We start from the raw sequence: 24,429 nt of genomic DNA, 5'->3' as shown, positions 1-24,429 counted from the left end.
TTTTCTTTTAAATCTACCTGAATCATACTCCGTATCCATGATTACGTCTTACTCTACTCCGCCTGTTCATTACTTTCAAACTCATTGAGCAATTCACGTACTTTAGAAGTTGTTTTGGCGTTCATCAAGCTGTTTCTCAGCTCACTAGCACCGCGGAAGCCACGAACATAGATTTTGAAAAAACGGGCCAGTGGGCTGAACGAACGCGGTTCAAGCTCGGAATATTGATCATGGAGATCCAGATGCAGCCGCAGCAGACCAAGTAATTCCTCACTACTGTGTTCCTTCGGCTCCTTTTCAAAAGCAAATGGATTCTGGAAAATACCTCGTCCAATCATAATGCCATCCACACCATATTGCTCCACGAGTTTGAGGCCTGTCTCACGGTCAGGAATATCCCCATTAATCGTTAGAAGAGTATTAGGTGCTATCTCATCACGAAGTTTTTTAATCTCCGGAATCAGTTCCCAGTGAGCGTCTACTTTGCTCATTTCTTCTCTCGTCCGCAAGTGAATAGATAGATTAACAATGTCTTGTTGCAAAATATGAGTTAACCAGTCACGCCATTCGTCTACAGCTGTGAAACCGAGCCTTGTTTTTACACTAACAGGCAATCCTCCGGCTTTCGCCGCCTGAATAATCTCCGCCGCAAGGGCTGGCCGGCAGATCAGTCCGCTACCTTTTCCATTCTCCGCAACATTCGCTACAGGACAGCCCATATTAATATCGAGACCTTTAAAGCCTTCTTTCGCCATACCGATACTCATCTCACGAAAGAATTCAGGTTTATCTCCCCAGATATGAGCCACAATCGGCTGTTCATCCGCTGTAAAAGTCAAACGTCCGCGCACACTATGGTGCCCCTCCGGGTGACAATAACTCTCTGTATTCGCAAACTCCGTAAAAAACACATCCGGTCTGCCCGCTTCACTTACGACATGCCGGAACACCACATCCGTCACATCTTCCATAGGTGCCAGTATAAAAAATGGTCGTGGCAATTCACGCCAAAAGTTTTCCTTTGTCATCTCAAAAGCTCCTCTATACATTCCAGGACAGTCTATGTCCTCATTAATAATAAAAATAGTAAAACTCGCAACTCATGCATCTGCTTGCCTATCATTTACATGATCATTCGCAGTTTCGTTGCAATTCACATTATGGTGCCCTTGCTTCTTCTTCACTTATACCATGCAAATGAACTTCCTTCAAACATCAGTATCTGTTAGCACTTCCATTAGACCTTCAGATTATTGAAAGTTCGGTGATTTCGAAATTCCCTTTCCCGATTTTATCACGTCTTCATTTGATTTTCAGCACGATTACTCTTGCCGAACTGGAAAAGCTCCTCTAAAATGAAGCTCGGCAGGCTTTTAACCTGCAAATAGAGATTTGGAGGTGGCCTGACTTAAATATGGAAATTTCACTGGATATAATTAAAGATAAAGTCGAATGCTTGCAGGCTTATGACTTTCACGAACTGGCGCGAGCGATTGAAGAACGAATTGAAATCAACAAAGCGCTAATGCTGCGAGTGAAGCAAGTTCAACATCAAGTAACATTTGACCCTATTCGTACCAAAATGTTATATAGTGCAGTTGTGCATTTTGCCGTAGATTAACGGATTAAAATTCGGAATAATGAAACATCGACCTCTTCGATGTGGTTAGCTTAAACGAAATTAATATGAAAGATATTTCAAATCAGATTGTAGATGTTGATTCGGAGAAAATAACCTTTTATTTCACTCCAGATGAACCACATATCGTTCAAAAAAGCACGATCACCTTTATTAAACAATGCCTACCACCAGCCACACTTTAAATAAGACCAAAAAGGAGCAGGATTCCCCTGCTCCTTTGCTATGTGAAACTTCTTTCTCTCATCAAACGTAAATTCACAAGGTATAATGAAATCAGATAACCGTTCAGCATGATCTTATGACCATCATAATGAAGGAGGGGACATTCGTGGCGTTTATCCCGCTAAACTGCCCCAATTGCAACGGAAGAATTGAATACAAGAAGGATGAGGTTTTAAAGTGTCCCTATTGTGAAACAGAGCTTTTATTGAAGCAAAATCATGTCTATTACGTAGACCAGACCATTAATCATTACCACGGAACACCCCCTAAAGCACCGTTGAAGCATACTGCCTCCGTAAAGGCAATGCTGATACTGATGTTCGTCCTAATTGGCGCCATCGGTACATATTTTTATTATAGCAACAGCTCCACCTATTCAAATACAGAAGCCAATCTGACTGTACGAACGATGCCTGAAAGCGAGGTTCTACTCTCCTTTTTGCGAGATATCTTCGATAAAGGGTCTGCCTTGCCAACAGAGGATGAATTGGCTCGTATTCGCTATTTAACCGTAGAGCATTCGGAGAATGATCAGTGGAAGTTTACATATAGTCTCTCCGATCCATTCAGCGATGAACAGGCCGAGAAGATCACTTATATTACTCAGGACAAGAAACTGAATAGCCAGCGGATTGATCAGCGAGATTTTGAAGCTTTTAAGGGACTGACGGCATTGGACCTGACGAATACCTATGAAATCTCCCAGACGGACCAAACCACTTTGGCCCATTTGCCCGGATTAAAAAGTTATGGAGGCGCTTTTAACGAATCCTTTAGTACATTTTCGGGCTACTTTGGCGACAAGTCTAAAATCACGGAGCTTACCACTCAGCTTCGCAGCAATCAGGAATTGGCCATGTTGCTGGAATTCCCCAATCTGAACTCTTTATCCATTACCTATGTGGATGAGTCTGTAACAGATTTTCACTTGTTAAACCAACTGCCAATCAAGTCCCTGTCGCTCACCTTTGTCGATGAACTCGGATGGTTATCGTCCATGACCGGGCTGTCATCCTTGTCCATACAGTACAGCGAAGCCACAGACCTGCAGCCGCTGTACGCCCTGACCCAGCTTCAGGAGCTTCAGTTGTCCTATTTATCGAATGTAAAGTCCATCGACTTTGTGCAAAATATGCCTGCTCTACAAACGTTAGATATCGAAAATGTGAACTTTTCCAATCTGGAGCACTTGACCGGTAAAAACTCCATTACTACGCTGCGCCTGGCTTCTCTAAGTCATCTTGGTTCGGTAAAAGCCATAAACAGTCTGCCCTCTCTGCGGGAATTAACGTTGTCCGGCTACTACGAAAATGCAGAAGCGCTGACACTGCCTAAAGTAGAGCGAGTGGAAATTCCAAGCTCCTTTCTCCCCGGGCTAGAGGCCGCGGCCACAACCAGTCTGACGCTCCGTGGCGGAAGTGGGGAATTGAACTTGGCTGCGCTGGGGAAATTCCCGAAACTGGAGCAACTCTCGCTCTGGGAGATCGATGAAATAACCCGTCTTGCCACCCTGGACGGCTTGTCCCGCCTAGAGACCTTAAACATTTACGACTCGTCACTGTTCGAGGAAAGCGATGCCTTATTTCGTTTGAAGCAGGTCAAATCTCTGATGTGCTCCGAGTGTAGGCTGAACTTTGAACAAAAGACGGCCACGAAGAACAGCGTGCTTGAACATTTGACCTTAGAGCAGCCATATTTCAGTATAAACAACACCTCAGTTACTGAAGTTGACCAAATGATGCCTTACTTTGCCAAATTGTCCGCTCTACGTTCCTTCACTCTGCAAGACAGCAATCTGGCTTCTCTCGAATTCATGAGCAACTGGCAAGCCATAGAAAAGCTTCATCTCGAGAACAACGCCATTTCCAATATCGAGCCCCTAAGCCAGCTGCCTGATCTGCAAAAGGTATATCTATCCGGTAATTCCGTACAAAATAAATCCGTGCTTGGTACGGATGTGCATGTGTATTAATTACCGCTTGGGATGATGGGGAGTTTTAGACTATTGTAGTTAATGGATGGTATTGAAACAAAGACAAAAAGGGTTCCCCTTATGCAGTTCTTCTTGCATGGGGAAACCCTTTCAGTGTTTTAATCAAATCAGAAGCCTTCAATAGGGTTATATACAGATCTCCTTCCTCAGGATAAAGCAAATCCAGAGGTCCCTCTCCCCATATAAAGGGATCTTGACGAAACAAACAAGCGGCTGCCTGATCGGCAACCGCTTTATCGGACATGCTTATTAAATGTCGTAGTTATTCGAAGGACTGTGATCGATAACGGATTGCACGACTCGTTTAACCACGGATTTCGCGGCATCCTGGGTGGACATTCCGCCGATCTCTTCCGCGTTAACTTCGATAAATCCTTTGCCCCCGATGATCTCTCGAGCTGTCTCAAGTTCGCCCGCACTGATAGAACCATGGGATACCAGTGAGATCAGACCGGCGTCGTTCAACACCTTTGCCATCTCCGCCGTACCGCGGAGCGTTTCTCCACTGACGCTCTCAAGCAGCATCGTATGGTAACCGGATGACATTAGTCGCTTCTCCACTTCCTTGGCGAGAGCTACCGTATCCGAGCCAGCCAACCAGACCGTGAGCGGAGATTGTCCTTTCTGCTGGGCGCGAACATCTCTCGTGATCCCCGTATCCAGCGTGGCAAATCGGCTTTCTCCCTTCAGCGCTTGATCGATGACTCCGCAAGCAGACGTCATGTTGGTGACACGATCAATGAGGATAAAACCTCCGATGCTCTTATTGTGTTCAAAGGAATCGAAGACGATCTGATCTGACAGCGTGAATTCACACTTGGCCAATTCGTTCTTAACAATTTGATCGGCCGGAACGGCATGGCCCGTGTTAATGTCAATTTTATGGGTAATCGCCGTTACTGTGCCTGGAAGAGTCTTCGTTCCGACCTTTACCCAATAATGTTTGCCCGGAGTCAGGACGGAATCGTCCATCCACAGGATCGTAGAAGCGAAGCTGTCAGCTTCTTGGACTTGATTGTCCGTCGTAAGCACGCAGCCCCTCGAGACATCCACTTCGCGGTCCAGTTGTATCGTAACCGGTTGGCCAGCATAAGCCGAATCCTGAGCTTGGTCCGTCACCAAAATCCGCTTAACCTTGGCTTTCTCCCGACTTGGCAGAGTCATGAGTTCGTCTCCGACCGAAATCTTTCCAGCCTCGATCTGGCCCTGGAACCCACGAAACGTATGGTCCGGTCTGCTTACACGCTGAACCGGCATCATGAAAGGCTTCGTATCATCGGTAGTATGAACATCTATACTTTCCAAATACGGCAATAAAGCTAACCCCTCGTACCAGGGAGCATTCGGCGAATGGGTTGTAATGTTGTCCCCTTCCGTAGCGGACACGGGAATGACCTGGATGCTCTTGATTTGGAATTCAGCCGTCGTTTGGATGAACTCTTCCTTAATCGCCTCGAACGTCCTCTGATCGAAGCCGACCAGATCCATCTTGTTCACAGCCAATACGAGATGCTTGATCCCCATCAGGGCGCAGATCCGGGCATGGCGTTTGGTCTGGGTAATGATGCCTTTGGTAGCGTCCACCAGAATGATGGCTAGATCGGCAAAGGAAGCGCCTACAGCCATGTTGCGCGTATACTCTTCGTGTCCTGGTGTGTCCGCCACGATGAAGGAACGATGAGACGTCGTAAAATAACGATATGCCACATCAATGGTAATCCCTTGTTCGCGTTCGGCCAGCAAACCATCGAGGAGCAGCGAGTAGTCGATTTTGCCGCCTCGGCTTCCCAATCGACTATCGAGCTCAAGCGCGCGTTCTTGATCGGCGAACAGCAGCTTGGCCTCATAGAGCATATGTCCGATCAGCGTGGACTTACCATCATCCACACTTCCGCAGGTAATGAATTTAAGTAGACTCTTCATGTTAGAAATAGCCCTCCCGTTTGCGTCGTTCCATGCTTCCCGCCGCTTCTTGATCGATAACCCGACTGGTACGTTCGGAAGATAACGCACCCAATGTCTCCTCAATGATCTCATCCAGCGTAACGGCATCGGACTCGACTCCGCCCGTGAGCGGGTAACAACCCAACGTACGGAAGCGAATCTTCTTCATCTCTACCTTCTCGCCAGGCTCAAGCTTTATCCGCCCGTCATCCACCATGATGATATGCCCGTCACGATTAACGATTGGTCTTACGTCCGCGGAGTAAAGCGGAACGATATCGATGTTCTCCCGACGAATGTATTGCCAGATATCCTTCTCAGTCCAGTTGGACAGCGGAAAGACTCGAATGCTCTCTCCCTTGTTGATTCGCGTGTTGAACAGCTTCCACATCTCCGGACGTTGGTTCTTCGGGTCCCACGAGTGGTTCTTGTTACGGAACGAGAAAATCCGCTCCTTCGCACGCGACTTCTCCTCATCACGTCTTCCGCCACCGAACGCAACCGTGAATCCGTATTTGTCCAATCCCTGCTTCAGGGCTGTGGTTTTCATAATGTCGGTATATGCGGAACCATGGTCGAAGGGGTTGATTCCTTGTTGAATAGCCTCTTCATTAGAGTGCACGATCATCTCGATACCAAATTCCTTCGCCTTTCGGTCACGGAACTCAATCATCTCCTTAAATTTCCAGGTAGTATCGATATGCATGAATGGGAACGGCGGCTTCTCGGGGTAAAAAGCCTTTAGGGCCAGGTGCAGCATGACCGAGCTGTCCTTGCCGATGGAATACAACATGACCGGTTTCTCGCACTCCGCTGCTACTTCTCTGATAATGTATATCGCTTCAGCCTCAAGTTGATCCAGATGTGTTAATTCTTGCATGGCAAGGCGGCCTCCTTTTTAATCCTCACTAAAACCATCGTATTTATAAACTTATCCTATCAGATTCCATCTTTATTGCAAAGTGGAAAAAAGTAAAATTTATCATGTTTATGTATTGAATCGACAATATTCAGCATTGAATAGCGGTTCCCTCCTATAATAAAATCGCCTGAACGAATGATTTGTGCTGAGCTGCAAATGGAATCGATTGATTAACGATCTCTATTACAATCATGATTGAGGACCATGGAATTTGAAAAAGCTGCCGCCTGTAAAGTACAGACAGCAGCTTCAGATAAATCCAAGGATCCATTTAGTATAGATTAAAAGGCAAACTGACAAAAAAGACGCTGGGTAAATTTCTTCCCAGCGTCTTTCATTTCTTTATCATCTGTTAGTCTTCTTCAGTTTAGAGCCTTAAGCATATTTGCGGTAATTCTGCTTCGGGTACTCTTTTATATAAACCAAGGATATTTGCATCAGACGATAATCTCTTAAATATCAATTGTTCTTAGTATCTGTATTATCCCTAACTAACATCGCCACCGACTCCACATGCACCGTGTGTGGGAACATATCCACCGGCGTTACCTCAACCGTCCGATATCCGCCATCCTCAAGTACACGCAGATCACGTGCCAGCGTACTCGGATTACAGCTCACATACACCACTCGCTCGGGCTTCATCTCCAAAATTGTATCCAGCAAACGCGGATCACAGCCCTTACGCGGCGGATCGACAACGATCACGTCGGCCTCGATGCCTTGTTCTTTCCAGCGTGGAATAACATCCTCGGATGCACCCACTTCGAACTTCACGTTCTTCATGTCGTTCAACATCGCGTTACTACGCGCGTCCTCGATCGCTTCGGGCACAATCTCAACCCCGTACACCTGATCCGCATGTTGCGCCAGGAAAAGAGAAATCGTTCCGATCCCACAATAGGCATCGATCACGGTCTCTTTTCCACTCAGTCCTGCGTACTCCACCGTTTTCCCGTACAATACTTCCGTCTGCACCGGATTCACCTGATAGAACGAACGAGCCGAGATTGCAAACTGCACATCACCGATATAATCATAGATTACATCACGGCCCCACAGGACGCGGGTCTCATCACCAAAGATGACGTTGGTCTGCTTCTTGTTCACATTCTGGCAGATACTCGCCACATGCGGAATCGCTTCACGGATACTGCCAATCCATTCGTCCTTGTACGGAATGTCTCGACCATTCGTAACCAGAACAAGCATCATCTCGCCTGTACGGAACCCCTTCTTCACAACCACATGGCGCAATAAGCCGCGACCTGTCTCTTCGTTGTAGGCGCTGATTCCAAAATGACTGCCGATCTCCTTCACCTTCGCGACCACTTCGTCATTGTGCTCATGCTGAATGAGGCAGCTCTCCATATCGATGATCCGGTGACTCCCTTTAGCGTAAAAACCACCTACCAAACCACCCTCGGCTGCTCCAATCGGCACCTGCGCCTTATTCCGATAGCGCCATGGCTCGTCCATGCCCATCGTAGGCAGGACAAGAATGCCCTGATCCGCATCTTCTGCATCCTCCACCATCACGTTCAACTTGCCAATCCGTTGCAAATTATCGACCACCAACTGGCGTTTCCACGCAAGCTGTCCGGCATAGCTCATATGCTGAATCTGGCAGCCGCCGCACTGATCATAGATCGGGCAAGGCGCAGACACTCGATCCGGGCTTGCCTTCACGATCTCCAGCAGTTTGGCGTAACCATACTGCTTCTTGGTCTTCATCACGCGCACACGCACGGTTTCACCTGGAAGCGCACCCTGCACAAAGAGCGTGTATCCATTCGCACGACCTACACCCTCGCCGTCATGGTTCATGCCAATGATGTCGATGACGGTCTCTTCATTTTTGCTAACGGGCAGACCTTCGATTGGTGCAGATTCACGCGCTCTCCCCTTTGAACGAACGGCAGAAAGAGATGCGCCTTGTGGCCGCACCTCTTTTCCCTGCTGACGTGTAGATGGACGAGATGATTGACTTGGCTGACGGGACGCTGAAGCGTTCCCTTGCCCCTGAGAGGCAGCCGAATTCCGGCGGTTTTTTCCACGACCGCTGCGGTTCGTATTTGACAACGTACATTCACTTCTTTCTTCTTATATGGTATCACATCAAAAATAACGTTCCGAATTTCTAATGAACTTCAGAAACGTTATATCATCCTAAGATGGTGTTTTCCGACCTTTTTCGGTCATTTTCTCCAAAATAACGATGCTGAGATTCGTTAGATTCGCAGGTTCGACCATTTCGCCACATTAAGGCTTTTCGAGTTCGTTAAGCTCAACACACGGGTGACCACATGAGATTATACGCGATCCCACCATACACAGCAACTGGAAAATGCACTTCCATCTCGCCTTACGGCAGAGCTGAATCCAACTCTCCTCACCACTTATGCGATGCTATGCAACAACACTTCGGCATCGATACTTTCCGCAAGCGACCAACACTCTGCGCCAAGTGCCAAGTTTAACGATACAGCATCAAGTGATGACGCAAATTCGTAAATGTAGCTGGCAACGTGCCGCCTAACTCTCCATCCAGGTTCAGTTGCACATAGCCTGGCGATGTAACTTCCATATGACTCGTCTGGAAATGAACCACTTTCTTGTCGTTCAGATGTTCCCCACGCAGCGCGAGCGTTACGAGGCGGATCATGTCGGCAAGATTACATTTGCGGACACCGATCACATCGAACAGACCATCATCAATGGTTGCACCTGGAGCCAGCTTCTCGAAGCCCCCGACCGAATTGGTATTGGCGATGAGGAATAACATGAATTCATCATGGATCTCTTCCTGACCGTCGGCACGAATAATCAGCTCCTGAGGAGACAGGCTCGCCATTTTCTCAATACCCTTCATATAATAGGCCAGTTGTCCAATCATCGTTTTCAGACGACTCGGTACTTCATAGGTCAGTTCAGTCAATGATCCACCACCGGCGATGTTGATAAAATATTTATCATTCGCTTTGCCCAGATCGAGCGGACGAAGCTGCTGGTTAATGACCAGATCCACGTAATCTTCCCACTGTCTCGGAATGCCGAGTGCACGTGCAAAATCATTCGTCGTTCCCAAAGGAAACACACCCAGCGGAGGACGGTTCTCCCGCTCGGCCATACCGTTAATAACCTCGTACAATGTACCATCGCCGCCAGCAGCAATAATCATGTCATAGCCGCGCTCAATCGCGAGTTCAGCTTCCCGGGTTGCGTCACCTTCACCCGTTGTTGCGTGACATGAAGCTTCAATACCACCTTGATCCAAACGCTGCAAAATATCAGCCAGACGTTTCTTCATTTCTTCCCGGCCTGAGGTCGGATTATATATTAAGCGAGCTTTTTTCATCTCATACGCCACCTATTCCACATTATCCATGAGTCTGAACGACCTCATATTCTTACGTTGCACGAGTTCACAAAAGGGCATATTTTTTACACAATAATGAACTTCCGTTAATGCTGCTCTAATCTTTCGTCTTACCTATATCTATGCATCAGGAATTCCGTCTTATTCCAAAGCCTTTATCTCCTATCATATCATCAAATGTAAAGATGTCCTAGCCTTTGACACTCCCATCCCTAAAGGGGCAAGATCACTAAAGTGATTGGGATTCTTAGCTAAGCTTAACGTCCTCATTTCATTTCTGCTTTGGACAGATGCTAAGATTAGGGTATGCCATTACCCCTCCTAAGACAGTGCATATAGCACCTTAGGCTGATTGACTGTTACCGCCAATCACAGTTGCGTAGCGAATATTCATCGCCCCAACGATATCACGATGTCTCTTGAATCCACATGGGCATGTATATCTTCTATCTTGCGCCTTGTTCTTTTTTGAACATTCTGGACAGGTTTGACTTGAATATGCAGGGTTCACATATTCCACTTTGATCCCTGCCATGTTTGCTTTGTATTCAATGAATTGTGCCAAACGGTAGAATGACCATGTGTGTAGATTCTTTTCGTTTTTACGACTTGTTCTTGTCGTCTGCCTTATATTCGTTAGTTGCTCTAAGCGAATGACAGAAGTCTTATTTTCGACTGCGAAATTAACGATTTCACGACTGACTTTGTGGTCTTTGTCTTTCATCCATCGTTGTTCTTTATCATCTAACTTGCGAATAGCGATCACTTTCTTTTGTTTTCCTAGTTTTTGACGAACACTACGAAACTTCCGTTTCTTGTATTTGTTTTCTCGCCCATTCCCAAAGAATCGAGCGTGATCATTATCTGTGATGGCTACGGCAGGGACTTTCAGACCTAAATCAATGCCCAAAATCCGCATACCCGTTTTTTCAGTTATTGGCATGGTGACAGCAATTTGGGCTATCCACTTACCTGAGCTTTTCGTGACACGGAGCGTACCAAGTTTATGCTTCAAAAGGTCAACGCTTCGATGGTCCTTGTCGATGAACAATGCACGAATTTTTAAACGCTTAGATTTTCCCTCTACCATGAATGGAATGGAAATGTGCGTGAAGTCAAGAGAATAGTTTTGGTTATTCCATACGCAAATCGGTTTCTTTAGGATCGGTATGATTGCGTATTTACTTTTCTTAACTTTGTTAGAGAAGACACTATTCGCATCTTTAATCGCTTGATTTTTTACTGCACTTGGTAGATTCGCAGGAATGTCTTTTGTTGTCTTCTTCAACCTTTTCTTTTCTTCTACCATCTCGGCCACGAGTGTATTAACAACTCGGATATATTCATGACTACTTTGTTGCAATAGTTGGATCTGCTCTTTAGTCGGCAGCAGCTTTACCTTAACCGTTAGGGTCTGAGACAGTTACTTCACCCCCTTGTCTTTTGTTGTTCAACATAACGCTTGATGGTCTCACTTGATACATTGCCAGCGGTAGAAACAAAATAGGAACGTGTCCACAAACTGGGCAAATGCAGAAGGTGTGGAAACTCTTCTCGTAGTTTTTTTGATGTGACTCCCTTTATTTTTGCCATGATATCAGCAGGACTTAATGTTGGAAGTGCATTGAGAAACATATGTGTATGGTCTTTGTCGCACTCCATGGCAACAATCACAATTTTAAGCTCTGCACATACCTCATGCACCAGTTCCTTGAAGCGCTGTTCTACCTCTAATTTGAGAAATATCTTTCTTCTGTATCGTGGGCAGAACACAAAATGATAGTTCAACAAAGATACGGTTGTGTTTGTTCTTCTATATTCATTCATATCTATATTGTATCAGTTTAATAAATGAATTGAAACAAACTAAAAAAATTAAGAAGGCAGACATTTCGGATACTTGAAGCATCACAATAGTGATACTCCGTATCCGACCTCACTTTCATCCCACATCTAAAGAATTGGGCTTTCTCATTCGGGAATGCTGTAATCTATAAGTATATTTTTTCATATATGTATCCACGAATCCTTCCTCTACCCAATAAACCTCCTGCACCAATCCCGAATCTTTCCCACTACCTTTTATGTAAAATAGTCTCATTCATCAATCATTCTGCCCGCTTGGGCAGGAATTAGTCTTCAATTGTGATGCCTTCATATTATTATGACATAGATATGCTACAAATTTACAAATCTTAAGATGAAAAGATAAATAATACAAACCTTTTTCCACTATAGTCTTAGTGCACCCTCACCCCCGCATCACATCATACCCGTGAAGGAGAACTGTGAATGAAAAAAATCGTGTTAATGCTCATGGTTGCGCTTATGGCCTGTGTTCCTTGGGTCACCATTGTTGAAGCGGCAGAAATTAATCATGATCAGGTTGTCGGATTCCAGGAAGTTACACCAGTCACCGTAACGCAACAAGCAGCTAAGCTTTTTCAACCTTTTCTGAAAGTCTATCATGGATGCGTGCCTTTCCCGGCAGTGGATCAACAGGGCAATACCAGCGCCGGCTTGAACACCTCCGGGTCATCGAATGGAAACTGTAGCTCAAGTACAGGACAGGTCTACTCCCGTTCCGCCTGGCATAATGGGGCATGGGCCATCATGTATTCGTGGTATTTTCCCAAAGACTCCCCCTCCTCCGGACTCGGCCATCGTCATGATTGGGAAGGAATCGTCGTGTGGATAGATAATCCGGCAGCGGCTAATCCCCAAATCCTCTCCATCGCGTATTCCGGTCACGGCCAGTTCACCAACGTCACACCAAGCAGCAGCAACACACAAGGTAACCATCCGTTAATTTCCTATAATAGTACCTGGCCGCTAAACCATGAGCTCGGCGTTACCAGCGCTGTTGGTGGAACTCAGCCTTTGATCGGATGGGACGATCTGACTTCTGCAGCACGAAATGCACTTAACACAACAAACTTCGGTAGCGCTAACGTGCCTTTCAACGATAACAATTTCACCAACAATCTGAACAAGGCTTGGTTTAGATAAAAAAATCCCCTTCAAGTGAACAGCTCACTTGAGGGGGATTTTCATATAAGGCTATAGTGAATCGATAGCTTACCTTTTCAGCCCTGTCTTCTTCTCGTTTCTTCAGCTAACCTCAAAATCCAATTTTTCTCCCTGCGCGCAGCTGTTTGTACCAGAAATACACCGTGCAGCCCACACAATAACCCAGCAGAGCCGCACTTGCAGCCGCGAGAAGCATGATGGAGAATACATAACCTGCGACTACCCAGCCGAGCGAGAACGAGATGAGTGCCAGAGACAGGAAGAGCACGGCCAGAATATTGTTGAATCGCTGTAGCTCCACCGCCTGCGTTTCTGTACCTTTACCAGTCAGCACTGCTTTGCCAATCTGTACGAACAGATTCAATTTGCCACCGGAAGCCAGCCCAACCACCTGAATGATCCACAGCCCCCCCAGAACTACCAGAGGATTGAACACAAACGAGAGCAAAACAAACAATACAATACCAACCTGATTCGCTTTCACATAGCGCATGGGCACTTCCCGCATCTACATATCTCCTTATCCCCATTTTATTAGTTGGTTTTATTGTAGTCGGTATTGGGGCAATGAGCAACATTTCATTTAAGGCGAGTAAAATCTCTTTTCAATACATCCCAATGGGGAGTCGGGGTGCCTGTTGTCTTTTTCCAATCCGTGAATGCGTCACTTAACGCTTCGATTTCACCAAAAACACCAGCTAAAAGTTTATGCATCGGAAGAAGGCTATAGATTTTCAATAATAGATACAACATGCGTTTATGTTTACGAATCAATCTGCCTTGAATCTCTGGTATAACCGATATACCCATAGCCTCCAGTACACTGATACCCTCATCCATCGCCTCAATCATATGCACAAGTTGCCGCTTGTTGCCATCCAGTTTTTTTAACTCATACTGCTCATTAAAACTCACTGCATTAAGCATTAGAATCGGGATGATATGGCTTTTCAGCCAGGCATCAATATCGCTTAAATAATTTAACTTGTATTTCACACGTTGGAAAGCTTGATCCAGCAAAGGTTTGAAGCCTATCTCACCGTCCAGACTGCCGATCACCATTTGTGCGCTCCCTCCACCGATGGATAACATGCGGTCCTTGTCACGCCTACCTCCACTCACATGGAATCCGAACGCGACCTGTTTTCCCCTCGGACTATGCTCTTCCAGATAGGTCTGCATGCTTCGTGCATCTGCGTTGTTTCCCACGATCACAATATTGTTGCTCTGATTCTCTGCCAGAATAGGTAACACGGAAGGAAAATCGTTGTATTTCATGACAACAAAAATCAGATCATATTGGTCATTTGCCTCCAACGTTCTGACTACCCGAACCGGATCAACTGTCGTTTTGAATTGGAAAACATGCCGGATAACGATTCCATCCTTCTCCAGCTCCTCTGCCCGCTTCCCTCTAGCCAGAATAGTGACATCATTGCCGCCACGCACCAGAACTTGCGCCAGTTGACTGCCCAAAACACCTGCACCATACACTAATATCTTCATTGGCTATCCCTCTATTTCATATTTTATCAATATCCGTTGCTTTATGAACATTTGTTGATAAAATAAGAGTATCAAAGCAACTGGCGTGCTTCAATCGCTAAAATATCTGTTTTTGTTGAATAATCAACGAATGATTCCTTATTGTTGAAAACCATCATAGGAGGGGCCATGGACAGACGAGTACTCAAGACACGAAATGCGATAATCGAAGCTTTTGTGGAGTTATTGACGGAAGAAGAGTTTGAGCAAATTACGATAAATGAGATTGCTGATCGAGCCAATGTTAACCGTGGAACGATCTATTTGCATTATGCAGACAAGTTCGACCTATTGGATCAATGCATTGAGACCTATTTGCAGCAGTTATTGGATGCCTGCATGATCGAAACCTCTACTACAACACCCGTTACGGCCAAGGATGCGCTGCTCAGAACTTTCCGTTATCTGGAACAGCATGCCTCTACCTATACCACACTTCTAACCAAAAAAGGGATTCCGGCATTCCGTAGTAAGTTGATGGAATTGTTGGTCCAGGGAGTGGAGGAACAAATGGATGCCTGTGGCATTCAGGAGGGTATGAAAAAAGAGATTACCATACAGTTCCTTGCTTCCGCTGCAGTCGGTCTTCTGGAGTGGTGGATTATGAATTCCATGCCTTATCCGGCCGAGGAGATCGTTGACCAATTAATAGATCTACTGGAGCTACATTTGCAATTACACGCACCCATTAATGGATAATTTAATCCTCGTTCAAGTGATCTACAACAAACAATTAAACCACGTCCTTCGACGTGGTTTAATTGTTTATGAAGCTATGGAGTTCAAATCAATTGATGCGACATTACTGCGAGCGATGTGATCACTTCAAGAAGAAGCTTTAACTTCATTACATCTTTCCAGCAAAATCTGGATCTGGCGCTCCAGCCACTGCCCAAGCAATGGATGTGGCAACAGCGTCTCACCGCTGTACACATAATCCAGTTCCTTCAGCCGGTCCGGGATTACGTTCCTCGTGAAGTAACCGGCACTCAAAAACAGCGGCGCCACAATGACTCGGTTCCCCCGCTCTTCGCTCCAATACTTCACTTTGTCGTACACACTCTCTGGATTCAACAATGCATAATCCGTATGGGCTATGCCACTAACTTCCTGTACACGCTGTGCAAGAGAGGAAATTCCCGCTTCCCAATGCTCGCGAAATCCATCATGAATACTACCGTGCCCTACCAGCAGAATCGTTTCCTGCTCCGGTTGCTGCGAGAGCGATCGGACTTTGTCCCACACCATCACTGCAATATCCGGATCATTATCCACTGGATAACCAAAGTGAACCCGCGCTGTGACCTGGAACGGTTCCAGATCTGTTTCCCGCTCAGGTGCTTCCTTTGCACCAATGGCAAATTCAATTTCATCCACATGTGTACTTCCAGATGAAACGAATAAAGGTACAACCAGCATATCGGTTACGCCTTGCGCTTCCAGTCGGTCGATACCGTCCTGGATCAGGCGTCCTTCCACCAATTCAAGAAATCCGGCTTCAACCGGCAACGGGCGGGGCAGATTTAACCGGGAGATCGCGTCATCGACGGATTCCACCCAGGTCTGCTCCTGAGAACCGTGACTGATGATGAGTACACCCGGCTTCTTCATGTTAGCGTCCCAGGCGTTCCAGCGTCATTTTATAACCATCATTGCCGTAATTCAGGCAGCGTTTGACACGTGAAATCGTAGCAGTACTCGCACCCGTCTCAGCTTCAATCTGGTTATACGTATTGCCTTTGCCCAACATACGAGCCACTTCCAGCCGCTGTGACATGGATTGGATCTCGTTTACGGTGCAGAGGTCATCAAAGAAGACATAACACTCTTCAATATCTTTTAGAGTCAAAATAGCCTCAAATAGTTGTTCAATGCTTTTATCATTTAGCTTTTTCAGCTGCATTTCATCATCATCCCCTAGCGGTTACTGTGTACCTACATTGTACTCACCCTGAGTTGGTATTTCAAGCGTTACCGATTTCACGCACTACAGAATAAAAATACATGTTACCGCTTACAAAAGGTACTATTGTCCTCTCCTCGCGCACATCTAGCGAAATTATCGCGCTATATCCCAGTTTTCACCTGTATATTTCCGATTACTTATGTAGGAATTCAATCAACCTAATTGTTACAATTTTGTGTCTAAACTGCATTTTCCTGTATGGATACCTCCCAGCATGTCTACGCGCCCAAATCCGCAAATATCCCGTTTTCCGGGATACCCGCCTACGCCGTCTCTCCGCGAATGACATACAGTATAGCAAAAGGGAGTTCCAGTAGGGTCTATGATGTTCATCTGTCATGTAACTCATGGAACGCAATTCCGAAATCCAACATAGAAGGAACGTGATCGTTCATGCCACAGCATTATTATCACCGCCAGCCAGCACAAGGGCAGCGTCCGTCTTCTCATGCTCATCGGCAGGCACATACTTCTGCCTATATGCCGCCCGGTGTGGTTCCGCGGTCTTTGAATGAAACTCAGATCCAACCGATGTATCCTGGCGTAGAGCCTCATTACCCGGGCTTTGGTGAAGTCGAAGCATCAGCCATCGTACCCTATGGGCAAGGTGTCCCTGGCGGGAACTTTTATGGAGGTGGAGCCCAGGTGGTCCCCCCAGCTCCGGTACAGGCGCCTGCTTCAACAGGCGGTTCCGGCTTTTCGTTAGCTAACATTGGTGAGTTAAAAGGAATGATCGACCGCTTCGGCGGGATTGATGGAATCATGAGTGGAATAGGCAAAATGCAGAAGGTCGTCGGCGGCATCCAGCAGATGGCTCCGATGATGAAGCTCGTTATGGGCATTCTGCCTTTTGGAAAAGGAAAATCGAATGACAGCGCGGCTGATGCAGACTATGAAGAATATAAGACTCCCCGGAAACGTAAGCGCAAGCGCCAGAACAAACCAACGAATGTCCCACGTCGTCGCAACACGACGCCAACCCGTCGCAAATCCAATTCCACGAAGCGCCGTCCCAAAAGTCGCAAAGGTTAAACCCATCCAGGCACCCCCTTATAGAAGGTGGGTGCCTTAACTCTTTTCTTCAATACACATAGAAAATTCAGGAACTTATGTTCTTATTCCTGTAATTTGAGGTATACTGGATAGTAACTAAAGGAGGCGGACCATGGAACTTTTCAAAGACAAATACACTCCCGCATTAATCGATCGGACCGGTGAATTGTTGCGTCAATTCTACCCGAAGCTGGATACCCAGCAATTTCATGAATTAGTGTTCGCTGAAGGTTGGGAACAGTTGGAGTTCAAAGCACGGATACGCCGAATCACACTGGCCTTAACGGAAGTGCTACCTGACAATTATGAAGAAGCATTACATATCATCGAACAAGCTGCCCCCCATATGAGAGGCGTTGAATATCTGTTTGTACCGGATTTTATCGAAGTGAACGGACTGGACCCAGAAGATTACGAGCTATCCATGAAATATCTGACCGTCTTCACACCTTATTCCAGCTCCGAGTTCGCGGTACGCCCGTTTATTGATCGTTATCCGATCCAAACCATGAAACATATGATGGCGTGGGCAGATAGCAACAACGAGCATATTCGCAGACTTGCCAGTGAAGGTAGTCGGCCCCGTTTGCCATGGGGAGCTAAACTCCAGGGATTCATCACCGATCCAACACCTGTACTGCCAATTCTTCATGCGTTAAAAGCGGACGAGTCCCTCTATGTCCGGAAAAGTGTGGCCAATCATCTGAATGACATCTCCAAAGACCACCCTGAACTGGTGATGGATCTAGCCACGACCTGGTACGGACAACATACGCACACGGACTGGATTGTCCGGCATGCCAGCAGGTCATTACTGAAGAAAGGACATCGCAAAGCGCTAAGTCTTTTTGGTTACAACGAGCAGGATGCCATTCACATTGAGCAGCTTCAGCTTGCCCACGATACAGTCGCTATTGGCGAGGATCTTCATTTTTCCTTTGATGTGGTCAATGAGAGTGGCGAGTCTCAGATGCTGAGAATTGAATATGAGATGGGCTACATGAAGGCGAACGGCAAGCAGGCTCCCAAACGATTCAAATGCTCCGATAAAATGTATCCGCCGGGTAGAACCAAGGTAGCCACCAAACAATCGTTCAAAGTCATTACCACGAGAAAATATTACGCCGGCTTGCATACGCTAACGATTGTAGTGAATGGTAAAGAGGCAGCAATGACTTCTTTTGTTCTTGAAATGGAGTAAAAGGAAGTCATCATAAGTTATACACAGTCTATTGTAGCGGAATAGTTATTCACATGTGGATACAATACTTTCAATACCTCTAGTACTTCTATAGAAGAATCAGAAAGGCCACCTGGCAAACATCATCTCCAGACAGATATTACTGCCTGAGATCATGGCCCAGTGGCCTTCTTCTTATGTAGTTCAAACTGCAATTCCCCTTACCCACCCTCACCGCTATCCAAAGACCTGCATATGGTCGTAACAATTAGAAAGATACACGATACATCCATGCTGCGCATTCTTGTAACAATATTGGGCTAAATGATGATGTGGGTTAGACATGGCCCAGCGTCTACCAGGTTTCCAACTTCCCGTTGGTGGGTTATGCTCGCTTCATTTGGATAGGGTTACCGACGCAGTTTTATTCCTCGATTAAGTCTATGGTCCAGTTCTTCTCCTGAATTTTAAAATCCAGTTCCCGGTAAGATTTCGAAAGACTATCCACTTTATGTTGAATATCTGCGATGTTCACGGTTCGCTCATACTTCACTTCAGAACGACTGTACCGATCCTGGCGGATGGACGCATTCTGCAAAACTTCGTTAAAGGATGCTCTTTCTTGCATGATTCCATCCCGCTCTGCAAGGGCATCAGCAAGCGTAACTCCAGCAGTGAAGTCAGTCTGCGCATTGGTCTTATTAATTTTCTTAACCAATATCGTCAGGCTCCGGATCGTATTCTCCAGGTCTATCATAAGCAACTGCGGGTCCTCTGCTGGCTGTTCACCTTCCTGAACTTTGACTACGCGTTCCAGACGTTGCTTGAGCTGAGCTATCTTCTTCTGCTCATCTGCACGCAGTACAAGAGCCTCTGCCAATCTCATCGTATCCCATCCTTCCACAATGATATGTATGGATAATTCATCCAGAATCTATTCACATATCGTTATATTTTACCTTTGGATACACGTTATTACAAGTTTATGTTACTAACATCTAATTACACTCGTTCTCACTTAAACCAGCCCCGTTTTACAAACCAGGCCACCATGCTTCCGCCAAGCACAAACATCAACAGCAACACTGCCCCATACCCAAACTTCCATTGAAGCTCAGGCATATAAGCAAAGTTCATGCCATAGATTCCCGCAATCAGCGTGAGGGGCATAAATACAGTCGTAATCACCGTGAGTGTCTTCATGATCTGATTCATCCGGTTGGAGTTCAGGGAAATATAACTGTCGCGCAGGTCAGCCGTCATCTCCCGATCGGCTTCAATCATATCCGTCAGCTTCAACAAATGGTCGTAGATATCGGTAAAATAAGCCGTATGTTCGCCTGTTCGCTGCACATGCTGGGAATTGACCACCCGATAGAGCAGATCCCGCATCGGTACAACCGTTCGTCTGAGCTTCAGCAATCGACTGCGCAGGTCAAACACTTGGTTCATCAGGTCTTCAACCGACTCTTGTCCACCGCGGTTCTCCAGTTCAGCCAGTTCATCCTCAATGGCAAATAGAGACGGGAAATAATGATCGACCAGCTTGTCCATCACCGTATACGCTGCTGCCACCGGACCTCTCGCCCAGATGGTTCGTTCATGTGCATGATGCAACAACCGTTCCCACGCTTCATCCACTTCCTCCAATACACCATGATGGAAGGAAACAAGGAAGTTCGCTCCGAGAAACAAGTCCACCTCCTCGGCTTCCAAAGTGGATGGATTCAGAGCATGCAGTACAAGAAACTGCAAATTTTCATAATAATCGAGCTTCGGCCGCTGTAACACATGCAGACAGTCCTCTATAGCTAAGGGGTGAAAATGAAAATATGTATCCAGCAAACGGCTTTCCTCTTCCGTTGGCTGGTTAAAATCCGCCCATACCCAGGCGTAATCGTTCAAATCCAGCTGTGTAAGTGGTACGTTAACGGAGACTTGATGCTCTCGTGTAATAGCGAGTGTACGAATCATAAATTAGACCACGTCCTTGTCCTGTATCTTTACGTCATTGTACAACTTTAACCATAGGCACGTCTCCAACGTAGCCAAAATATCCACAAACACATTCAAACTCGACAACAAAAAAAGCCAACCCTGTTGGCTTCTCTCATTTCCCTATCCACAGTTCCCTGTATCCACAGGAATATCTTCTTTTGGTTTATCATTCCACGGATGGCTATCCACATATCCAGCCTGTCCACACGTTCATGCACAGGCGTCTCTTGATTTTGGTTGTATAATTGTCCACATATCCCGATATTCACACAGTTATGAACAGTTTGTCTGGTAACCCCGAATTCGTTCGGGATAACTTCTCTTTTTAGAAAATGATCCAGTACAGCAATCCTGCAAGTCCGGCAGTAATTGGAATTGTAATGAACCACGTAATAATGATACGTCCAGCAAGTCCCCATTTTACAGCAGAGAAACGTTTCGCGGAACCCACACCCAGAATAGCTGATGTGATCGCGTGCGTTGTACTAACTGGAAGGTGAAGCAACGTTGCTGTGAAAATAACGGAAGCAGCTGACAGATCGGCGGCGAATCCGTTAATCGGTTCGATTTTAAAGATTTTGGTACCCATTGTTTTGATGATTTTCCAACCACCAATGGATGTACCCAGAGCCATCGCGGTTGCTGCTGAGATTTTAACCCACAGCGGCACTTCCAGATGATCTTGTACACCTGCTGCTACCAAAGCAAACGTAATAATACCCATCGCTTTCTGTGCATCATTCGTACCGTGTGTGAAAGCTTGCAGTGCTGCCGTGAAAATCTGTACTGTACGGAAACCTTTATTCACGTTATGCGGACTGCGTTTGGCAAAAATGTATTTGAGAATCGTCATGACCACATAACCGATGGCAAATGCGATTAGAGGTGATAATAGCAAACCTCCGACAATATCAATGAACCCGCTCCACTTCACTTTGTCAGAACCAGCGCCAACGAGCACGGCACCTGCAAGGGCCCCGATCAGTGCATGTGATGAAGAAGACGGAATACCAAACCACCATGTAACCAGGTTCCAGATAATCGCAGCGATCAAGGTGACTATGACGACCTCGATCCCGTTATCCAGCGTGGTGGGGTCGGTTACACTCCCCCCAATCGTCTTCGCAACGCCTGTAAACATCATCGCACCGACAAAGTTCATTACCGCTGCCAAAAGAATCGCGCGACGTGGCGTCAGAGCCCGTGTCGATACTGAAGTGGCAATGGCATTGGCCGTGTCGTGAAAACCGTTGATGAAGTCAAACGCCAGTGCAAGGAAGACGACTATACCTAATACCCAAATCGTTGTTTCCATTATTCTCTGGCTCCTTAAGAATTACGCATGATGATGGATTCGAGCACATTTGCTACGTGTTCACAAGCATCCGTTGTTGTCTCAAGACGTTCGTAAATTTCTTTACGTTTGATCAATTCAATCGGATCAGGAACGGTAGCGAAAAGGTTCTTGATACACATGCGCAATACTTCATCACCCTGATTTTCCAGATCGTTCAATCGAATCGTGTACTCGCGAATCGCCAGCAATTTTTTCTGAGACAGCAAATGAATGGCCTTCTGAATTTCGTAAGCCGATTGGCGCAAAATTTCAGCAAATTGCACGATATATTCGTCAGGATCCGTCAGTTGGTACATATAGAAACGGGAAGCCGTTGCTTCAAGTCCATCCAATACGTCATCAAGTGTTGTTGTCAGCTCCATAATATCATCGCGTTCGATCGGCGTGATAAACGTTTTGTTGAGTTCCGTAATGATTGTGTGAACATAGTCATCACATTGGGACTCGTACTTCTTCATTTCATTGGCAAAAAGAGTCACATCCTGAAGGTTGGAAACATGCTGGGAGAAATAATCTGCCGCTTGAACAACCGTATCTGCCATGTTCTCCAGTGTCTCAAAAAATATATCCTTCTTCTTCTTAAGCTTCATAGCCCTATCCCCTTTACGGAAAAAATTGCCGATAACCGATGAAACATGAAATGACAACCTTTGATATCTTATCATATTTGTTTCATGGTTTGTACAAAAGGTGTGATCCTTTTTTATATTCTTATCACATTAATCTGAAATGAATCTTAATTATTTGGAATAATGGCAAATTCAAGTCGAGATTTTACACTGCGTTTACAATTCGACATGAGAATTCAGATTCGACACCATTCTGCTTTTCACGCAAAGGTACAATATCATGTCTTTGGGGCGACAAAATGCATACTTGTTTCATCGCTTTCTTTCATTGCATACAACTTTATTGAACAGCCAGCTTGACATGACTCGCAAATTCCGGTTGATTTGGAACAATGCTGATAAAAGTTTTGCCAGGTACAAGAGCCACTTCACTGCCGTCCCGAACAAAACGGATAATATCCCCCTGCTTCTTCACCCATTGTCCACGAATCATCTTGCCCTTCTGAAACAGCATGGCTTCCCCGCCCTGATCCAAATTAACGGACAACCGGCCTACACTATCGAGCACTTTGTGATCTGCACCAGCAACAATGATATTCGCTGCACCAAGCGGATTCCCGTTATCCAGATCCTGATCTGCCTTGCCATTCACCATTCTCATATATCGTCCGCTAACTTCATCATAATCATACGTCACCCGGTAACTATCCAATAAATAATGGATATCAAATTGCTTCACCGTCTCTCCTGCTGATGTCGCACCGTCTTCGTTATAGATGTATACCGGAGATTTGAAGTCATGACTGTATCCCTTGATATCTGCCCCTTCTCTCAGCTTGTCCGCTGAAGTGTACAAATTATGTGGAGCTTTACGATCAGAGGAACGCCAGAAATAAGGCCCGCCATTCGATATTTCATCCATATGCTGTTTCTGCTGCCTTTGCAAAATGGAATAAGCCTCCGGACTACCTCCGGCATGAACAAGTACACCATCATAACTTTCGCCCAGCTCAATCAGGTATGGACGTATGCTGCGTACGGGTCCGACCGTCTCAGCAGCGCCTTCACTCTGGAAGATGGCTATAAAACGGGTAATACCTCCCTCTGCGAGGACCTCTAAAATGATATCTGCTGAACTCAGACCCGATTGGGGCCGAGCTGCTGGAGCATTATTAATCATCACGGCGAGTGGTCGACGCGTAATCGCTTCATCTACAGGAAGACCTGTCAGTGGTGCTGTGTAAAGAGACGTGCTTGGCTCCTCCACATTCTGTTCTTCTTGCACAGGTGCTGGAGTCGGTTCTGGCTGAAGTGGCATTTGGGCCACCTCCTGGTTTTGGCAGGCAACTAGACTCAATGCGAGAATACACAGGGATGCAGCTGATGCAGCTTTGTTCCATTTAAAAAGCTTCAATATAGGACCTCCTGAACGATATGGCCTGGTTCTAAGTTGTGATATATGTCTCATGTAGGCAACCATTTCACGTATTTCTTTCCATTTAATCACACACCATCTGATTTGTCTGCGCCCAGGAGGCCTTGATACAGCGTTAAATTCACATTTGAAACAGCATATCGTCAGAAAAATATGTCCTAAATGTGAACTTCTCAAACCTTACTTAAAATTTG

The 24,429-nt window shown here is 46.0% G+C and carries 22 protein-coding genes; 6 read left to right on the top strand and 16 right to left on the bottom strand.

Going from position 1 to position 24,429, the window contains the following annotated elements; genetic code table 11:
• Positions 1 to 53 precede the first annotated feature (53 nt).
• On the bottom strand, positions 54 to 1,028 hold the full coding sequence (locus tag MKX75_RS03870; protein ID WP_339168484.1) for a tRNA-dihydrouridine synthase: 975 nt from the start codon (positions 1,026 to 1,028) through the stop codon (positions 54 to 56).
• 386 nt (positions 1,029 to 1,414) lie between these two features.
• On the opposite strand from MKX75_RS03870, the gene MKX75_RS03865 reads away from it, so the two are divergent.
• Complete coding sequence (locus MKX75_RS03865) at positions 1,415 to 1,621, top strand: DUF2536 family protein (protein ID WP_062836253.1); 207 nt, start codon at positions 1,415 to 1,417, stop codon at positions 1,619 to 1,621.
• Positions 1,622 to 2,069: 448 nt separating this feature from the next.
• On the top strand, positions 2,070 to 3,836 hold the full coding sequence (locus MKX75_RS03860; protein ID WP_339168483.1) for a leucine-rich repeat domain-containing protein: 1,767 nt from the start codon (positions 2,070 to 2,072) through the stop codon (positions 3,834 to 3,836).
• A gap of 270 nt (positions 3,837 to 4,106) precedes the next feature.
• Here the strand turns inward: MKX75_RS03860 and MKX75_RS03855 are convergent, their stop codons facing one another.
• The 6 genes from MKX75_RS03855 to tnpA form a co-directional block, all read right to left on the bottom strand.
• Entirely contained in the window at positions 4,107 to 5,780 is a 1,674-nt protein-coding gene (locus MKX75_RS03855) for a GTP-binding protein (RefSeq protein ID WP_339168479.1), read from the bottom strand.
• 1 nt (position 5,781) lies between these two features.
• Entirely contained in the window at positions 5,782 to 6,681 is a 900-nt protein-coding gene (cysD, locus tag MKX75_RS03850) for a sulfate adenylyltransferase subunit CysD (RefSeq protein ID WP_339168478.1), read from the bottom strand.
• A gap of 501 nt (positions 6,682 to 7,182) precedes the next feature.
• On the bottom strand, positions 7,183 to 8,805 hold the full coding sequence (gene rlmD, locus MKX75_RS03845) for a 23S rRNA (uracil(1939)-C(5))-methyltransferase RlmD (RefSeq protein WP_339168476.1): 1,623 nt from the start codon (positions 8,803 to 8,805) through the stop codon (positions 7,183 to 7,185).
• A 394-nt stretch (positions 8,806 to 9,199) separates the two neighbouring features.
• On the bottom strand, positions 9,200 to 10,081 hold the full coding sequence (locus MKX75_RS03840) for a diacylglycerol kinase (protein WP_017690659.1): 882 nt from the start codon (positions 10,079 to 10,081) through the stop codon (positions 9,200 to 9,202).
• Between the two features lie 364 nt (positions 10,082 to 10,445).
• Positions 10,446 to 11,525, bottom strand: coding sequence for an RNA-guided endonuclease TnpB family protein (locus MKX75_RS03835; protein ID WP_076333413.1), 1,080 nt, complete (start codon positions 11,523 to 11,525; stop codon positions 10,446 to 10,448).
• 5 nt (positions 11,526 to 11,530) lie between these two features.
• Complete coding sequence (gene tnpA, locus MKX75_RS03830) at positions 11,531 to 11,929, bottom strand: IS200/IS605 family transposase (RefSeq protein ID WP_047840510.1); 399 nt, start codon at positions 11,927 to 11,929, stop codon at positions 11,531 to 11,533.
• A gap of 465 nt (positions 11,930 to 12,394) precedes the next feature.
• Here tnpA and MKX75_RS03825 point away from each other — a divergent pair, with 465 nt between their 5' ends.
• Positions 12,395 to 13,111 carry an NPP1 family protein gene (locus MKX75_RS03825; protein ID WP_339168473.1) on the top strand — a complete coding sequence of 239 codons (717 nt, stop codon included), beginning with the start codon at positions 12,395 to 12,397 and terminating at the stop codon, positions 13,109 to 13,111.
• A gap of 112 nt (positions 13,112 to 13,223) precedes the next feature.
• Here the strand turns inward: MKX75_RS03825 and MKX75_RS03820 are convergent, their stop codons facing one another.
• Positions 13,224 to 13,640: a DUF4395 domain-containing protein gene (locus MKX75_RS03820; RefSeq protein WP_339168472.1), complete on the bottom strand. Its 417-nt coding sequence runs from the start codon at positions 13,638 to 13,640 to the stop codon at positions 13,224 to 13,226.
• A gap of 71 nt (positions 13,641 to 13,711) precedes the next feature.
• Entirely contained in the window at positions 13,712 to 14,638 is a 927-nt protein-coding gene (locus MKX75_RS03815) for a 2-dehydropantoate 2-reductase N-terminal domain-containing protein (RefSeq protein WP_339168470.1), read from the bottom strand.
• Between the two features lie 168 nt (positions 14,639 to 14,806).
• On the opposite strand from MKX75_RS03815, the gene MKX75_RS03810 reads away from it, so the two are divergent.
• Positions 14,807 to 15,376 (top strand): TetR/AcrR family transcriptional regulator, encoded by a 570-nt coding sequence (locus MKX75_RS03810; RefSeq protein WP_076333417.1) that lies wholly within the window; start codon positions 14,807 to 14,809, stop codon positions 15,374 to 15,376.
• A 126-nt stretch (positions 15,377 to 15,502) separates the two neighbouring features.
• On the opposite strand, the gene MKX75_RS03805 is transcribed toward MKX75_RS03810, so the two are convergent.
• Both MKX75_RS03805 and MKX75_RS03800 read right to left on the bottom strand, forming a co-directional pair.
• Positions 15,503 to 16,288 carry a CbiX/SirB N-terminal domain-containing protein gene (locus MKX75_RS03805; RefSeq protein WP_339168467.1) on the bottom strand — a complete coding sequence of 262 codons (786 nt, stop codon included), beginning with the start codon at positions 16,286 to 16,288 and terminating at the stop codon, positions 15,503 to 15,505.
• A 1-nt stretch (position 16,289) separates the two neighbouring features.
• Positions 16,290 to 16,580: a YerC/YecD family TrpR-related protein gene (locus tag MKX75_RS03800; RefSeq protein WP_017690665.1), complete on the bottom strand. Its 291-nt coding sequence runs from the start codon at positions 16,578 to 16,580 to the stop codon at positions 16,290 to 16,292.
• Between the two features lie 456 nt (positions 16,581 to 17,036).
• Between MKX75_RS03800 and MKX75_RS03795 the strand changes: the two genes are divergently transcribed.
• Positions 17,037 to 17,675 carry a tyrosine protein kinase gene (locus MKX75_RS03795; protein ID WP_339168466.1) on the top strand — a complete coding sequence of 213 codons (639 nt, stop codon included), beginning with the start codon at positions 17,037 to 17,039 and terminating at the stop codon, positions 17,673 to 17,675.
• 133 nt (positions 17,676 to 17,808) lie between these two features.
• Positions 17,809 to 18,897, top strand: a complete 1,089-nt coding sequence (locus MKX75_RS03790; RefSeq protein WP_339168464.1) for a DNA alkylation repair protein — start codon at positions 17,809 to 17,811, stop codon at positions 18,895 to 18,897.
• A gap of 403 nt (positions 18,898 to 19,300) precedes the next feature.
• Here MKX75_RS03790 and MKX75_RS03785 read toward each other — a convergent pair whose 3' ends face one another.
• From MKX75_RS03785 to MKX75_RS03765, 5 genes are all read right to left on the bottom strand, one after another.
• Positions 19,301 to 19,762, bottom strand: coding sequence for a DIP1984 family protein (locus MKX75_RS03785; RefSeq protein ID WP_339168462.1), 462 nt, complete (start codon positions 19,760 to 19,762; stop codon positions 19,301 to 19,303).
• 128 nt (positions 19,763 to 19,890) lie between these two features.
• Positions 19,891 to 20,850 carry a magnesium/cobalt transporter CorA gene (corA, locus tag MKX75_RS03780; protein ID WP_076333421.1) on the bottom strand — a complete coding sequence of 320 codons (960 nt, stop codon included), beginning with the start codon at positions 20,848 to 20,850 and terminating at the stop codon, positions 19,891 to 19,893.
• Between the two features lie 349 nt (positions 20,851 to 21,199).
• Positions 21,200 to 22,189: an inorganic phosphate transporter gene (locus MKX75_RS03775; RefSeq protein ID WP_062836232.1), complete on the bottom strand. Its 990-nt coding sequence runs from the start codon at positions 22,187 to 22,189 to the stop codon at positions 21,200 to 21,202.
• A 14-nt stretch (positions 22,190 to 22,203) separates the two neighbouring features.
• A complete protein-coding gene (locus MKX75_RS03770) occupies positions 22,204 to 22,821 on the bottom strand; it encodes a DUF47 family protein (RefSeq protein WP_062836231.1) in 618 nt (205 codons plus the stop codon).
• A gap of 319 nt (positions 22,822 to 23,140) precedes the next feature.
• Complete coding sequence (locus MKX75_RS03765; protein WP_339168461.1) at positions 23,141 to 24,214, bottom strand: DUF3048 domain-containing protein; 1,074 nt, start codon at positions 24,212 to 24,214, stop codon at positions 23,141 to 23,143.
• Positions 24,215 to 24,429 lie beyond the last annotated feature (215 nt).

The sequence above is a fragment of the Paenibacillus sp. FSL R5-0341 genome (assembly GCF_037975235.1).
Classification (GTDB): Bacteria; Bacillota; Bacilli; order Paenibacillales; family Paenibacillaceae; genus Paenibacillus; species Paenibacillus amylolyticus_A.
Note: the sequence above shows the minus strand (reverse complement) of the source record. Positions and strands in the feature narration are given on the sequence as shown.

What these genes read in the sequence shown, in the direction of transcription:
- MKX75_RS03825 (WP_339168473.1), top strand. Translation starts at nt 12,395, where the DNA reads ATGAAAAAAATCGTGTTAATGCTCATGGTTGCGCTTATGGCCTGTGTT.
- MKX75_RS03805 (WP_339168467.1), bottom strand. Translation starts at nt 16,288, where the DNA reads ATGAAGAAGCCGGGTGTACTCATCATCAGTCACGGTTCTCAGGAGCAG.
- MKX75_RS03790 (WP_339168464.1), top strand. Translation starts at nt 17,809, where the DNA reads ATGGAACTTTTCAAAGACAAATACACTCCCGCATTAATCGATCGGACC.
- MKX75_RS03870 (WP_339168484.1), bottom strand. Translation starts at nt 1,028, where the DNA reads ATGACAAAGGAAAACTTTTGGCGTGAATTGCCACGACCATTTTTTATA.
- MKX75_RS03820 (WP_339168472.1), bottom strand. Translation starts at nt 13,640, where the DNA reads ATGCGGGAAGTGCCCATGCGCTATGTGAAAGCGAATCAGGTTGGTATT.
- tnpA (WP_047840510.1), bottom strand. Translation starts at nt 11,929, where the DNA reads ATGAATGAATATAGAAGAACAAACACAACCGTATCTTTGTTGAACTAT.
- MKX75_RS03855 (WP_339168479.1), bottom strand. Translation starts at nt 5,780, where the DNA reads ATGAAGAGTCTACTTAAATTCATTACCTGCGGAAGTGTGGATGATGGT.
- MKX75_RS03800 (WP_017690665.1), bottom strand. Translation starts at nt 16,580, where the DNA reads ATGCAGCTGAAAAAGCTAAATGATAAAAGCATTGAACAACTATTTGAG.
- MKX75_RS03865 (WP_062836253.1), top strand. Translation starts at nt 1,415, where the DNA reads ATGGAAATTTCACTGGATATAATTAAAGATAAAGTCGAATGCTTGCAG.
- cysD (WP_339168478.1), bottom strand. Translation starts at nt 6,681, where the DNA reads ATGCAAGAATTAACACATCTGGATCAACTTGAGGCTGAAGCGATATAC.
- MKX75_RS03840 (WP_017690659.1), bottom strand. Translation starts at nt 10,081, where the DNA reads ATGAAAAAAGCTCGCTTAATATATAATCCGACCTCAGGCCGGGAAGAA.
- MKX75_RS03810 (WP_076333417.1), top strand. Translation starts at nt 14,807, where the DNA reads ATGGACAGACGAGTACTCAAGACACGAAATGCGATAATCGAAGCTTTT.
- MKX75_RS03795 (WP_339168466.1), top strand. Translation starts at nt 17,037, where the DNA reads ATGCCACAGCATTATTATCACCGCCAGCCAGCACAAGGGCAGCGTCCG.
- MKX75_RS03775 (WP_062836232.1), bottom strand. Translation starts at nt 22,189, where the DNA reads ATGGAAACAACGATTTGGGTATTAGGTATAGTCGTCTTCCTTGCACTG.
- MKX75_RS03815 (WP_339168470.1), bottom strand. Translation starts at nt 14,638, where the DNA reads ATGAAGATATTAGTGTATGGTGCAGGTGTTTTGGGCAGTCAACTGGCG.
- MKX75_RS03770 (WP_062836231.1), bottom strand. Translation starts at nt 22,821, where the DNA reads ATGAAGCTTAAGAAGAAGAAGGATATATTTTTTGAGACACTGGAGAAC.
- MKX75_RS03785 (WP_339168462.1), bottom strand. Translation starts at nt 19,762, where the DNA reads ATGAGATTGGCAGAGGCTCTTGTACTGCGTGCAGATGAGCAGAAGAAG.
- corA (WP_076333421.1), bottom strand. Translation starts at nt 20,850, where the DNA reads ATGATTCGTACACTCGCTATTACACGAGAGCATCAAGTCTCCGTTAAC.